At 37.4% G+C, this 13,475-nt stretch carries 11 protein-coding genes; all 11 read right to left on the reverse strand.

Annotation, left to right across the window (positions count from 1 at the left end):
* Positions 1 to 119: 119 nt before the first annotated feature.
* A complete protein-coding gene (locus DEU40_RS17850) occupies positions 120 to 1,172 on the reverse strand; it encodes an alpha/beta hydrolase (RefSeq protein ID WP_110011095.1) in 1,053 nt (350 codons plus the stop codon).
* Positions 1,156 to 2,442, reverse strand: coding sequence for a PepSY-associated TM helix domain-containing protein (locus DEU40_RS17855; RefSeq protein WP_110011096.1), 1,287 nt, complete (start codon positions 2,440 to 2,442; stop codon positions 1,156 to 1,158). The genes DEU40_RS17850 and DEU40_RS17855 overlap by 17 nt, the downstream gene beginning before the upstream one ends.
* A 204-nt stretch (positions 2,443 to 2,646) precedes the next feature.
* Complete coding sequence (locus DEU40_RS17860) at positions 2,647 to 4,797, reverse strand: TonB-dependent siderophore receptor (RefSeq protein WP_110011097.1); 2,151 nt, start codon at positions 4,795 to 4,797, stop codon at positions 2,647 to 2,649.
* Between the two features lie 157 nt (positions 4,798 to 4,954).
* Positions 4,955 to 5,416, reverse strand: coding sequence for a hypothetical protein (locus DEU40_RS17865; RefSeq protein WP_110011098.1), 462 nt, complete (start codon positions 5,414 to 5,416; stop codon positions 4,955 to 4,957).
* 52 nt (positions 5,417 to 5,468) lie between these two features.
* On the reverse strand, positions 5,469 to 5,969 hold the full coding sequence (locus DEU40_RS17870) for a hypothetical protein (protein WP_110011099.1): 501 nt from the start codon (positions 5,967 to 5,969) through the stop codon (positions 5,469 to 5,471).
* Between the two features lie 203 nt (positions 5,970 to 6,172).
* Positions 6,173 to 7,009 carry a hypothetical protein gene (locus DEU40_RS17875; protein WP_110011100.1) on the reverse strand — a complete coding sequence of 279 codons (837 nt, stop codon included), beginning with the start codon at positions 7,007 to 7,009 and terminating at the stop codon, positions 6,173 to 6,175.
* A gap of 14 nt (positions 7,010 to 7,023) precedes the next feature.
* Positions 7,024 to 7,467, reverse strand: coding sequence for a hypothetical protein (locus tag DEU40_RS17880; protein ID WP_110011101.1), 444 nt, complete (start codon positions 7,465 to 7,467; stop codon positions 7,024 to 7,026).
* Between the two features lie 120 nt (positions 7,468 to 7,587).
* Positions 7,588 to 10,767, reverse strand: coding sequence for a carbamoyl-phosphate synthase large subunit (gene carB / locus DEU40_RS17885; RefSeq protein ID WP_110011102.1), 3,180 nt, complete (start codon positions 10,765 to 10,767; stop codon positions 7,588 to 7,590).
* 108 nt (positions 10,768 to 10,875) lie between these two features.
* The gene (locus tag DEU40_RS17890) at positions 10,876 to 11,175 is read right to left on the reverse strand and encodes a four helix bundle protein (protein ID WP_317047536.1); all 300 of its coding nucleotides are present in this window, start codon (positions 11,173 to 11,175) and stop codon (positions 10,876 to 10,878) included.
* Positions 11,176 to 11,186: 11 nt separating this feature from the next.
* The gene (locus tag DEU40_RS17895; protein ID WP_110011103.1) at positions 11,187 to 12,269 is read right to left on the reverse strand and encodes a carbamoyl phosphate synthase small subunit; all 1,083 of its coding nucleotides are present in this window, start codon (positions 12,267 to 12,269) and stop codon (positions 11,187 to 11,189) included.
* A gap of 110 nt (positions 12,270 to 12,379) precedes the next feature.
* Positions 12,380 to 13,270 (reverse strand): aspartate carbamoyltransferase catalytic subunit, encoded by an 891-nt coding sequence (locus DEU40_RS17900; RefSeq protein WP_110011104.1) that lies wholly within the window; start codon positions 13,268 to 13,270, stop codon positions 12,380 to 12,382.
* Positions 13,271 to 13,475 lie beyond the last annotated feature (205 nt).

A 13,475-nucleotide genomic window follows, 5' to 3' on the forward strand; every position in this document is an offset into this window, starting at 1 on the left:
TGACAAACCGTGCGGATAGTTTTTTAGAATAAATCTGCTTTAGCCAAAGCTTACTTTAGAATTAAGATATATAAAAAACCAAATCTGTTTATCAACAGATTTGGTTTTTTATCAGTTCATTATTTCTCAGGATAATAGTTGTCTTTCAGATTCATAAAATAAGTTTCGGGCTCTTTAAAACCATTACTTTTCATAAATTTGATCACTACATTCAGATAGGCCTCTGAAGGAATAAAATCTGTTCCCATCTTTTCGGAAAACTTTTTATAGTCTTCTTCAAGCAGTTTGGGATTTTTGGCAAGTTGTTTTATATCGGTTCTGAAACCTTTGAATATAAACTTTAATGCTTCATAATTTCCGGGATAGGAAACAGTTCCGTGGGTTTCTCCTTCGAAAAAGCTATGTTTATAGTTTAATGATCCGTTTTTTTCTATCATTCCTTTAAATTCTTCAATAGCCTGGGTCATATCGGAGTTCCAGTTTTTCTGCTGTTCTTCATTGTCTGCCTGAGAAACATACAAAGATTTTTTTGCAGGAAAGTTCTTATTCTTTTCCAGATACTCTTTCGTTCTTTTGAGGGTCACTTTATTGTCCCACCATAAACTGGGATCATTCGCAACATAAGCATTGAAATAATCCGGATGTAAAAGGAAGGTATTGATCGCAAACAGACCTCCGAAAGAATGGCCTACCAACACTGAATAATCCTGTGTTCTATAGTGTTTATTAACAAATGGTTTCAATTCTTCCTGTATAAATTTTACAAAATTTTCACTTCCGCCACTGTCTGCAAAAAGAGTGATACTAGGGTTTACTGGACTTTTCTTTTCAGACTTTGTCGGAGTAAGATCCCTTGTTCTTTCTGTGTTTTTAATCCCGACAACAATACATTCCGGAATATCTGCATAGGGTGTTCTGGCAATGAAATCCGTTAATCCTGCGTAATATTCAAAATTGATTTCTCCATCCAGAAGATAGATCACCGGATATTTTGCCGGATTAATGGTATTGTCGCTATAGGTTTTAGGCAGATGAATCCAGATTTCCCTGTTTTCTTTTAAAACTTTTGAAAATAGGTTTTGTTTCTCTCCTATCATCAGTTTGTCCTGAGCTTTTCCGGAGGTAAATACTAAAAGTAATGAGAGGGCAATAATTTTAAACCAATTGTTCATGGTGTGAATCTTTTCTGTGTTGATGAATATTCTTAATTTCTTTATTTTTTTTTGGCGATTTGTTTCTTCTGCCCCACCAGATCAGGAATCCGGTAACCGGCAGACTTGTACAGATGGCTCCGATAATGAAGGTGAATATTTTACCAAACATTCCGCCCCAATACCCTACATGAAGGTCAAAATTCATATGCTCAATCGCTTCATGCCTCTGTACTTCTTCGGGATAATCAATTTCTTTTCCGGTGTATTTGTTGGTTTCCATTCTTTTTCCGTTGACAAGGCTTTTCAGACCAATAAACTGAGCTGCCACCACATGATAGACCGTTGCGGAATCATTTCTCGGAATACTCATTCTGAACTGTTTTGCATCAGGAAATTCCTTGAATTTTCTATCAACAAAATCAGCATAAGTCAGAGCTTTTTTCTCCGGATCAAACTTAGGTTCATATTTTTCTGCAATGGTATGGGCATCCACGGCTCCTCCGAAAGCCTGCTGGGTAAGATCGGTTAAGACCTTGTATGCCATAATCAGTCCGGTAATGGTAATAAACACTGCGGGAAGCAATGAATAAAATCCAAAAACATTATGAAAATCGTAGTTTTTCCTGCGCCATTTTGTTCCGGATTTAATTTTAAAAGCTGTTGTTCTTGTGGTTTTGTTCCATTTTTTAGGCCACCAGAGAATCAGTCCGCCGATAAGCTGGATAAAAAATATGATGGAAGCAATTCCAACCACCGTTTTCCCGAACTTTCCTGCCAGCAACTGCGCATGAATATGGGCCACAATATAGAAAAACTCATAGCTTTTTGTAGAACCGATTACTTTTCCGGTGTAAGGGTCAAGATAATGATAGGCAAATACACCTCGTGGACCACGACCTTTTTTCTTTGGTTTGTCTGCCTTGTCCGCACTTTTATCTTTAGGAGGCTTCGTTGCTGAAGCTACTCTGAAACTTCTGTCAGCATCTTTGTAGGTATCAAAATAGAACGCTTTTCTGTCCGGAACCTGCTGGTGAAAGCGGGCAAGCAACTCTTCGGGGGTCATTTTTTCTGCATTAGCCGGAGCCTGGACATATTTTGCGCTTCCGCCGCACAGATCAATGATTTCGTCACAGAAGACAAATACCGTCCCTGAAAGAGTAACAGTAAGCACAATGATTCCGGAAACCAGCCCAAGCCACAGATGCAGCCAGCCGGTGATCTTTTTGGTAATGGATTTTCCCTGCTTTTTCTTAGGATTAGTTTTTTTATTCTCCATATCTGTTTTCATCTAATCAACATGTTACAGCAGAAAATGCAAAGGCACAAAAGGATTATAATAACGGCGCATTTGTAAAGTGAAAGAGTTATTCCTGATGCCATTTACTTTAGCATATTTGAGGCATCAGAAACATTGTTTATTATTAATCAAAGCATTGTGCCTTTGCGGTTTTCATCCTTATATTTTCGTTGAGATTATTTTTTGTTTTGGTTATTAAAATTTGAATGCAAAATTGGCCAGGATTTCTCTAGGCTTCTGTGGCTGCCCATAGAAGTTCCAGTAGTTTTCATTCAGCGCATTATTCATTTTCAGACCGATTCTGTATTTTTTCTTGTCATAGAAAATGGTTGCACCTACAGTAGTGTAAGAAGGAGCTAGAAAATGGTTAACAATATTGATATAGGTCTGGTCTACAAAATTAAATCCGGCCCCGAAACCAAGTCCTTCATAAGCTCCGTCCATGATTTTATAGCTTGTCCATAGATTGGCTACATGTTTTGGAGTCCAGGCGATTCTTTTTCCGCTGTCTTTGCTCCGGTCATCATATTTGTTATCGTTATATCCGTAACCGGCAACGATATTCCATCCTTTGAAAGGGTTGGCAATGATCCCTATTTCCAGTCCCTGACTTTTGATATTCCCATCCTGAATACTTCCTATTCCGCCCGGATCTGCAACCAGTCTGTTTTTAACATTGATATTATAATAGCTTACGGTTGTCAGTAATTTTTTATGGAAAAGATCTACTTTGAAACCAGTTTCAATCTGATTTCCCTGCTCAGGATCCCATTTTGTCAGAACACCAGCTTCATTCAGTGATGGTGCATAGTTTTTAAATCCGTTCACATAATTGGCAAAGAATGAGATCTGATCTTTTACAATTTCATACACCAATCCGAATTTTGGTGAAAACTGGGTCTGGCTGTAACCGGAAACTTTATTTTCAGGATATCCGTTTTTGGTAGAGATCTCTACACCGTTTACCACTGTATCATCATTTTTATAGCTGTCTATCCGCAAACTGGCCATTACCAATAAGTTATCCGTGATATTCAAAACATTGGAGATGTATCCGCTGATCGTTCTGAATCTTGTAATATCCGATTCTGTGGATTTTCTTTCCTTATTCATGAATTTGTTTCTTGAAATAGGATCCCACGCGGAAGAGCTGTCGAGATTCACTTTATCATAAGGCATGAAAACATTACTGTATCCGTTGGCCTCATAGTAAGGGAACTGATATTTTGTTGTTTGCTGGAAATAATCTATTCCTACTACCAGACGGTTTCTTAAGCCTGCTATTTTAAAATCTCCTGTAAAATTCTGCTGGATATTGTCTGTGGTCACTTTAAAGCTGTCAAAAGGACGGATCATTCTTTCTACCTGATTATTATTCAGATATCTGAGTACTAAAAAGATAGATTCGCTTTCATTGGCTTCTCCTCTTTGGTAAGATGTCCTTGACGTCCACTGGTCATTGAATTTATGGGTAACCTCAGCCATCGTTACAAAGTTGGTTCTTTTGGAGCCGATATCATTACTAGTAAACGCTCTTTTGTAGGCTACTTCCAGGTCTTTCATGGAGTGTAAGGTCAGCTTTTCTGAGTTTCTTACATAAGCATTCAATGTTTTATCCGGAGCATGGAACTCGGTATCAAGTGTCACTGTGGTTTTGTCGCTTACTTTATACAGAACGCTTCCGGAGAAGAATAATCCTTTGTTATACCCTGCATCCTGAAAAGAATCCTGGGAATAGGCTGCCACATTGAATCTTGCCAAAGCTGTTTTTTCTTTGTTCAAAGGGGTGTTTACATCGGCTGTGATTCTGTTCATTCCCCAGCTTCCGGTGGTATAATTGATAATTCCTCCGAAATTTTCCTGTGGTTTTTTCGTAACGATATTCACCACACCGCCATAATTGGCTAATGTTCCTCCGAATAAAGTTCCGGATGGACCTTTTATTACTTCTACTCTCTCGATATTAGCGATCTCAGACTGCACTCTTGGGTTTTGAGTCAGTCCGTTTCTGAAACTGGCATTGGAACTGAAACCTCTCATAAAAATATCATTTCCACTGTCGTTTACACTATTGCTTACGACCACTCCTGGAGCAGAAGCCATCGCTGTGTTGAAATCCATGGCTCCCATTTCACTGATGATTTCTTTGGGAACAAGATTATAAACAGTAGGGTTTTCAAGATTTTCCAGAGGAAGCCTTGCGATAGATTCAGATTTTTTTGTTCTGTAATTGTGAGTTCCCTGGAGCGATACGGATTGAATTTCAGCCACTTTAATGGTATCTGTTTGCTGGGCACTCAGCATCGTTACGGCTAATAGAGCTGCAGAAATAATAGTTTTTTTCATGTTTATAATTAAGTTAGTTCTACAAAATTATTTTATTTTTATTAATTCTAAATAAAAACATGACACAAATCATAAAACTTCTACCATAGAATAGCCTATAAATAAAGGGTTTTCGAAAATTCCGAAAACCCTTTATTCAATCAATATATAAGTTTTTTTATTTATTTTTCCAATTTTTAATCATTTTCATATAGTGATCAATATTAATTTTTTCCTCCCGCAAAACATTACCTTCTATTTCTTTTACGTTTGTATTATCCGCATACATAATTGTTTTGCCCAATACGGGATATATAATGAATAATGAGTCAAAAGTTTTGCCACAGCTTTCATTATAATAATTTTTCTCAATAACAATCTTCTTTATTTTTTCATTTTCAGAAAAAAAATATCTTTTGGTATTTTCTCCACATTCTGGATGATTATTAAACTCAAGACCTTTTAATTTTCCATCTTTAAGATAGGCATAAGCAGGATGTAAAATATCACCATTGGATAAAACCTGATCAGAATCAAAAACAAATTTTTCAAATTCTTTTTTGTAATTTTTGCTAACAGGATTACATTGAAATAGTAATAGCAGTCCAAAAACACTCAGGACACAATTCTTTTTTACCATAAGGCTAATAAAAATAAAGGTAATATATTGCTAAAGTTTTAATTTAACTGTCTTATATAACAGCAGCGGCCATCATCGACATATAATAATTGGCGCAATGCAGTGCAGTAATTAAAACGATTTCTTTTTCCGGAAGGGTTTCATAGGCATCAGAGGTGGTGATCTGGTATTCGTAATTCATAGAAGTCCATTTCAGATGGGGTTTTATGATCATCAGCTCGATGCCGTCCTGAGCTGTAAGGACAAATGATTCTTTAAAAATGCCTCTGTGTTTAAAAAGATAGCCATTCTTCACGCCGTCAAAATAAGTCTGCACTACAATTTCCCCGTTCCAGTTCATTCTGAATTTCAGAAGGACTCTTTCCTGATCTTTCAGCTCAATGGTAGTTCCCCAAAAACCTTTCGGCTCTACCTGATAGATCTTACCATTTGCAATTTCAATGACAGCATTAAATTTAAACCAACTTGTGTAGGCAAGTTTCCCAATTAATTTTTCCTCTTTTGTGATTTCAAAAGTTAAAGAATTGCTTGATTTTGCGTAATATTCTGCCATGGTTATATTTTGATTTGGTGGAATTGTATTAGTTTTTAAATAATATTAACAGCTTGAATTTTAACGCTCTAATTTATAAATAATTCGGTAAACATAATCTATTTTAAAGCTAAACCGATAAAAACACTTCCGAAATCATTTTAACCCTGTTTTTTGTATTGAAAATTTGCTTTTAAATGTATGATAGCATGATAAAAAATCACTTAATTGCTTTCAAACCAGTACTTCCATTTTTCATCATCAATTCCAAATTTCCCCTGCCACCATCTTGCGGGATAACCAACATCATCATTCCTAATGGGTCTGTGTTCTCTTTCCGGATAGGTAACATATTGATCTGCATACCCAAAATGAGCATCATCATGTAAAATTCCAATAACTCCTAAAATTTCCAACAATCCTAATCTTTCTTCATCATTTGATTTTACTATTTTGGCGATTCTCTTTTTAAGTTGAGAAATTCTGTCGCCGGGTTCTGATGTTTCAATAATTTCTTTCACTTCATTGAGGATCCTGTAGTCATTTTCGATGGGTTTAACGACCGGAAGTTTTGGAAACTGTTCTACATCAAATAAAACCTGGATTAAACTATCAAAACAACATCCATCCTTGTATTTGAAATAATTGATGGTATTGAATTCGATAGGATCTTCAAACTCAAAGGTATGAAGCCCGCATATGGCACAGATGCCTTCATTAGGTTCCGGGCTTGGCGTAAAGCTATGCTCTTCCAGACTTTCTGCAATACAATAGCTGGATAAAAATGAACGATATTCTAATTGCCTGGTACTTAAACTATAAAGAAAAGCATCTACCACCTGCTGTTTTTCAATACCAGTCACAGCACTTTTAATTCTTCTGCAAATTTCATCATGACTTATTTCTTCCTGATCATACATTACAGATTGCTTTTTTGCATACTCAAAATCATCTTCGGAGATATACTGCATATAGGTTTCCCAATAAAACCAATCACTTACACTTTCGTTCTGGGAAGTTTTTATGGTGTTGAGTAAAATTTGTATTGCTTTTTTATCCATTACAGCTTTTTCCTTTATTCAATTTTATAAACATAATCCTTACTGATATATCTGCTTTTATTTATTAATTCTGAAGGATAAAAAATGGTTCCATTAATCTCAACACTTTTAATCCTATATCTCCAGCTTCCATTATGGCTTTTGTAAATTTTTGTTGTTGAATTTGGATAAAGCTCAAGAACAATGGAAGAGTCTTTGACTTCTATTTTTTCAAGAGACTTTGGATTTTTGATTTTATAGAAAGACCGAGGTGACAATATTCCATTTTCATAATTAAATGCAAAGTTGCCGCCTTTATTATCAATTGCTTTTGAGATGGGATAACTGTAATTGATCTTAATTATTTTTTTGGAGCCAGTCAGGTTTTGAATATAGAAATCAGTTATCCAGGAACATCCTGAAAGTACTGTTACGAAAATACAACATAGAAATCCTATCGTAATTGATTTTATACTCATTATATTGAAGTTTAAATGGCTTTTGCAAAAGTAAACAGAATCCTTTATTTTTCTGGATTAATCGATAAAAAAATTCCGCAAGTTTTCTTGCGGAATTTAAGTATTTATTCTGGCTCGAAATTACATTGTCTCCATTTTGAAGCTCATGCTTTCGATTACTTTTAGAATTGCTTCTACCGTATCCATTGAAGTTAAACAAGGAACACCGTTTTCCACACTCATTCTTCTGATCTGGAATCCGTCTCTTTCTGCCTGCTTACCTTTTGTAGTGGTATTTACAACATACTGAACTTTTCCTTTCTGGATCAGGTCGATAAGGTTTACATCTTCCTCTCCTATTTTGTATCCGATCTTGCAAGGGATTCCTTTTTCTTCAAAGAACTTCGCAGTACCTTCCGTAGCCCAGATTCTGAATCCTACTTCATGGAATCGTGCGGCAAGAGCTGCTGCTTCATCTTTATGCTTATCAGCTACTGTGAACAGGATAGATCCGTGCATAGGAACTTTTCTTCCCGCAGCAACCAATCCTTTGTAAAGTGCTTTTTCAAGGGTTGTATCTTTCCCCATAACTTCTCCTGTAGACTTCATTTCCGGGCCTAAAGAGATATCAACTTTCGTTAGCTTAGAGAAAGAGAATACCGGTACTTTTACAAATACGCCTTCTTTATTTGGAACCAATCCGTTTTCGTAACCTAAATCTTTCAGTTTTTGTCCCAGGATTGCCTTTGTTGCAAGGTTTGCCATCGGAACTTCTGTGATTTTAGATAAGAAAGGAACTGTTCTTGAAGAACGTGGATTTACTTCAATTACATAGACATTTCCTTCGAAAAGAACGTACTGGATATTCATTAATCCGATAACATTCAGTCCTTTTGCCAGTCTCTGCGTGTAATCTACCAAAGTATCGATTTCACTCTGAGAGATATTCTGTGGAGGATATACCGCGATTGAGTCTCCGGAGTGAACCCCTGCTCTTTCGATGTGCTCCATAATTCCCGGGATCACTACCGTTTCACCGTCGCAGATGGCATCTACTTCGATTTCTTTTCCTACCATGTACTTGTCGACCAAAACAGGGTGTTCAGGACTCGCATCTACTGCGTGCTCCATGTAGTGAGCCAATTCTGTTTCAGCATATACGATTTCCATTGCTCTACCTCCAAGAACGTAGCTTGGACGTACCAATACCGGATATCCGATTTCGTTGGCAATTTTTATCGCTTCTTCTTTGGAAGTTGAAGTTCTTCCTTTTGGCTGAGGAATTCCAAGCTCCTGAAGTGCTTTTTCGAATTTATCTCTGTTTTCAGCTCTGTCAAGATCTTCAAGTGAAGTTCCCAAAATCTGTACTCCGTGAGAGGCTAATTTATCTGCAAGGTTGATGGCAGTCTGTCCACCGAACTGTACCACTACTCCTTTAGGCTTTTCAAGCTCGATGATGTTCATTACATCTTCTTCAGTAAGCGGCTCGAAATATAATTTATCAGAGATGGAGAAGTCTGTAGAAACTGTCTCCGGGTTGTTGTTGATGATGATCGCTTCGTAACCCATTTCTTTGATTGCCCATACGGAGTGAACCGTTGCATAGTCAAATTCTACACCTTGTCCGATTCTGATTGGTCCTGAACCCAGTACGATGATTTTTTCTTTGTCTGAAACAACACTTTCGTTTTCTTCTTCGTAGGTTCCATAGAAGTAAGGTGTTTCACTTTCAAACTCAGCGGCACAAGTGTCTACCATTTTGTAAACCGGCATGATTCCGTTTTCTTTTCTGAAGTTGAAAACCTCACGCTCTTTTACATCCCAAAGAACTGCGATATTGATGTCTGCGAAACCTAATCTCTTCGCTTCAATCAGGGTTTCTTTATCAAATTTGTTGTCAGCGATTACTTTTTCGAAGTCAACCAGTTTTTTCAGTTTCCAGATAAAGAACTTGTCGATTTTACTCCATTCTACGATCTGCTCCCAGTCGTAACCTCTTCTTAAAGCATCCCCGATGATGAATAATCTCTCGTCATCACATACTCTGATTCTTCTTTCGATTTCTTCAGCAGTAAGTGCCTGAGCCTGCTTTGTTTTTAATCCTAAATGTTTGATTCCTGTTTCTAATGAACGGATCGCTTTTTGTAAAGATTCTTCAAGATTTCTTCCGATTGCCATTACTTCTCCGGTAGCTTTCATCTGAGTAGAAAGTCTTCTGTCTGCCGTTTCGAATTTATCGAATGGGAATCTTGGGAATTTCGTTACCACATAGTCAAGAGCCGGCTCAAAACATGCGTATGTTTTTCCTGTTACCGGGTTCATGATTTCATCCAGAGTTAATCCAACTGCGATCTTCGCAGCAATCTTTGCAATCGGGTAACCTGTTGCTTTACTTGCCAATGCTGATGAACGGGAAACTCTCGGGTTTACTTCGATGATATAGTAATCGAATGAATGCGGATCTAAAGCTAACTGTACGTTACATCCACCTTCAATTCCTAACGCTCTGATGATTTTCAGGGAAGCATTTCTCAGTAACTGATATTCTCTGTCTGAAAGCGTCTGAGAAGGAGCTACTACGATTGAATCTCCTGTGTGAACTCCTACCGGGTCAATATTTTCCATGTTACAAACCACAATGGCGTTGTCGTTTGCATCACGCATTACTTCGTATTCAATTTCTTTGAAACCTGCGATTGATTTTTCAATAAGACACTGTGTAACCGGGCTGTGTTTTAATCCCAATTCAGCAATTTCTTTCAATTCAGCTTCTGTGGAAGCGATACCACCTCCGGTTCCTCCCATTGTAAAGGCAGGACGAACAATTACAGGATATCCGATTTCATCTGCGAAAGCAAGTGCACCTTCTACTGTATTGACGATATCAGATTCCGGTACCGGCTCATTCAGTTCTCTCATCAGCTCACGGAAAAGGTCTCTGTCTTCTGCTCTGTTGATGGCAGAAAGTTTAGTTCCCAATACTTCCACCTTGCACTCTTCAAGAATTCCTGATTTCTCCAGTTCTACCGCCATGTTAAGACCTGTCTGGCCTCCAAGAGTTGGTAATAAAGCATCCGGACGTTCTTTTCTGATGATGTGGCTTACAAACTGTAATGAAATCGGCTCGATGTATACTTTATCAGCGATTTCCACATCCGTCATGATTGTTGCAGGGTTTGAGTTGATCAAAATTACCTTGTAGCCTTCTTCTTTCAGAGACAGACAAGCCTGCGTTCCTGCATAATCAAATTCAGCTGCCTGACCAATGATGATAGGTCCTGAACCGATTACTAAAATTGTTTTTATATCGTTTCTTTTCATAGGGGTTTAAAATGTAACAATTTATCAATCTAACAGTGTAACAATGTTACTGTCCGTTTTCATTTGATAAACTTGTGCTTAAAATTTTATAAATAATTTTTCCAATTTCTATAATCTGTGTTTCCAAGTTCTCATTAAATGGATAACTTTGAGAATGTTTACACAGATATAACCAATATTTTGTTTCTTCAGCTCTTTAGCAGCAATTTTAATTTTATTCACAAAATCTTTTTTACTGTAGGGATTTTGTGCTTCAAAAGAATTTGCGCCAATACTTGTTCCAGAACGTAATAATTGTTTAGCAATAACAAATTTCTTTCTACTTTCCAATAATTCACAGAACTCTATAATATCTAATGAGAACTTAACAGTTTTTTCTATTAAAGGATTGTTTTCGAAATTGATCATTTTAATTATTGTTAAACTGGTACATTTTTAAATTGGTACATTAAATCAATAAACTCATCAAACAGGTAGTTTGCATCTTCCGGACCCGGGCTTGCTTCAGGGTGATACTGAACGGAGAAGCAAGGGTGGATTTTATGTTTTAATCCTTCGTTGGTTCTGTCATTCAGGGCTATGTGCGTTTCGATAAGGTCTGTTCCTTTTAAACTTTCCTGATCTACCGCATATCCGTGGTTTTGAGAAGTAATGGCTACTGTATTTTTCTCTAAATCCAATACCGGGTGGTTTCCTCCTCTGTGTCCGAATTTCAGCTTGAAAGTTTTTGCTCCGCAAGCAAGACCAATTAACTGGTGTCCTAAACAGATTCCGAAGATTGGGACTTTTCCTAATAATCCTCTGATCATGTCTAAAGCATGGGGTACATCTTCAGGGTCACCAGGACCGTTTGACAACATAATTCCGTCCGGATTCATCAACAGAATTTCTTCTGCTGTGGTATCCTGAGAAACCACGATGATGTCACAGTTTCTCTGAGACAATTCTCTGATAATTCCCAGCTTGGCACCGAAGTCTACCAATACTACTTTGAAACCTCTGTTTGGATTAGCATAAGGTGTTTTTGTAGAAACTTCCTCTACCTGGTTGGTAGGGAAAGTTGTTGATTTCAATTCAGAAGCTACTGCCGTTTCATCAGCATCAGCGTTTACAATCTTACCTTTTACCACTCCATGGTTACGAAGAACTCTTGTCAGTCTTCTGGTGTCGATTCCTGAAATTCCTGAAAGGTTTTTCTTTTTAAATAATTCATCTAAAGTGATCTGAGTACGGAAGTTGGAAGGAAGATCGCAAAGTTCTTTTACGATAAGCCCTTTGATTGCCGGCTCGATACTTTCATAATCATCACGGTTAATACCATAATTCCCGATAAGCGGATAGGTCATACAAACTATCTGACCGCAATACGATGGGTCAGAAATCAATTCCTGATACCCTGTCATTCCGGTATTGAAAACTACTTCCCCTGCAGTTTCCAATTCTGCTCCGAAACCTTCTCCATGAAACACTTCACCGGACTCCAGTATTAATTTTTTCTTCATTTTAAACTTTTATCTCTTATTATTTTATTATATGTCATTAACAGGTCGCCCTTACAGGGCTCTTTACCTTTTTACTTTTTACTTTCACCCTGGCTCTTTCACCTTGGCTCTTATTTAAAAGTATACCCTTTGCTTTCCAATGCTCCTTTTAAGATGGCCATTCTTGCGAATACTCCGTTTTGCATTTGTTTGAAGACTCTTGATCTTTCGCATTCTACAAGATCCGAATCTATTTCCACTCCTCTGTTGATGGGAGCAGGATGCATGATGATTGCTTCTTTTTTCATGGCCTTTTCTCTTTCTTTCGTCAGACCATATCTTTTATGGTATTCTGAAGCGGTGAAACTCATTGCGGAATCGTGTCTTTCGTGCTGGATTCTTAATAGCATTAACACATCCACTTCGCCGATCAGTTCATCTACCGACATATAAGTTCCGTTGATCAGGGCTCCTTCGTCAAACCACTGTTCCGGTCCTGAGAAGTAAACTTTTGCTCCCAGTCTTCGTAATGCCTCTGCGTTTGAGTTGGCTACGCGGCTGTGTTTTACATCTCCTACAATTCCTACTTTCAATCCTTCAAACTTTCCGAATTCCTGATAAATAGTCAGCAAATCCAGCATACATTGTGAAGGGTGATTTCCTGTTCCGTCTCCTCCGTTGATCACCGGAATGTTAATATTTTTCAGTTCTTCGAAGTATCTGTCTTTCTTATCGCGGATCACTACAAGGTTTACTCCTATACTTTCAATAGTCTTTACGGTGTCATAAAGACTCTCACCTTTGTTTACCGAACTGTGTGATGCATCAAAAGGAACTACCTGAAGTCCCAGTTTTCTTTCTGCAAGATCAAAACTTGTTTTCGTTCTTGTACTGTCTTCGAAGAAAAGATTTGAGCAAAAAACTTCTCCTTCAATTTTAGCAGTTTTACCATTTGCAAAAGCCAGTGCTTCTGTCAGTATACTGTTGATTCTCTCGGTGCTTAGTTCTGTAATCGTAAACATAATTCTAATTTTTGGGCATAAAAAAAGCGAAGACAACAATCTTCGCTAATAACAATAAATATCGTAAAGGGCGCTTTCGCCCGGTAAATCTAATGATATAAATGCTTTTTTATTCATTAGGTGCAAAGATACAACAATTTTATGAACTGGCAAAAATTATGTTTAAAATAAATTAAAAACTTCAGTCTTTCCTTATTCTCATTTA

The organism is Chryseobacterium sp. AG844, assembly GCF_003182335.1.
In the GTDB taxonomy this organism is placed as follows: domain Bacteria; phylum Bacteroidota; class Bacteroidia; order Flavobacteriales; family Weeksellaceae; genus Chryseobacterium; species Chryseobacterium cupriresistens.

Excerpts from the sequence above, each read along its gene's own strand:
- DEU40_RS17850 (WP_110011095.1), bottom strand. The coding sequence starts at position 1,172 with ATGAACAATTGGTTTAAAATTATTGCCCTCTCATTACTTTTAGTATTT.
- DEU40_RS17855 (WP_110011096.1), bottom strand. The coding sequence starts at position 2,442 with ATGAAAACAGATATGGAGAATAAAAAAACTAATCCTAAGAAAAAGCAG.
- DEU40_RS17860 (WP_110011097.1), bottom strand. The coding sequence starts at position 4,797 with ATGAAAAAAACTATTATTTCTGCAGCTCTATTAGCCGTAACGATGCTG.
- DEU40_RS17865 (WP_110011098.1), bottom strand. The coding sequence starts at position 5,416 with ATGGTAAAAAAGAATTGTGTCCTGAGTGTTTTTGGACTGCTATTACTA.
- DEU40_RS17870 (WP_110011099.1), bottom strand. The coding sequence starts at position 5,969 with ATGGCAGAATATTACGCAAAATCAAGCAATTCTTTAACTTTTGAAATC.
- DEU40_RS17875 (WP_110011100.1), bottom strand. The coding sequence starts at position 7,009 with ATGGATAAAAAAGCAATACAAATTTTACTCAACACCATAAAAACTTCC.
- DEU40_RS17880 (WP_110011101.1), bottom strand. The coding sequence starts at position 7,467 with ATGAGTATAAAATCAATTACGATAGGATTTCTATGTTGTATTTTCGTA.
- carB (WP_110011102.1), bottom strand. The coding sequence starts at position 10,767 with ATGAAAAGAAACGATATAAAAACAATTTTAGTAATCGGTTCAGGACCT.
- DEU40_RS17890 (WP_317047536.1), bottom strand. The coding sequence starts at position 11,175 with ATGATCAATTTCGAAAACAATCCTTTAATAGAAAAAACTGTTAAGTTC.
- DEU40_RS17895 (WP_110011103.1), bottom strand. The coding sequence starts at position 12,269 with ATGAAGAAAAAATTAATACTGGAGTCCGGTGAAGTGTTTCATGGAGAA.
- DEU40_RS17900 (WP_110011104.1), bottom strand. The coding sequence starts at position 13,270 with ATGTTTACGATTACAGAACTAAGCACCGAGAGAATCAACAGTATACTG.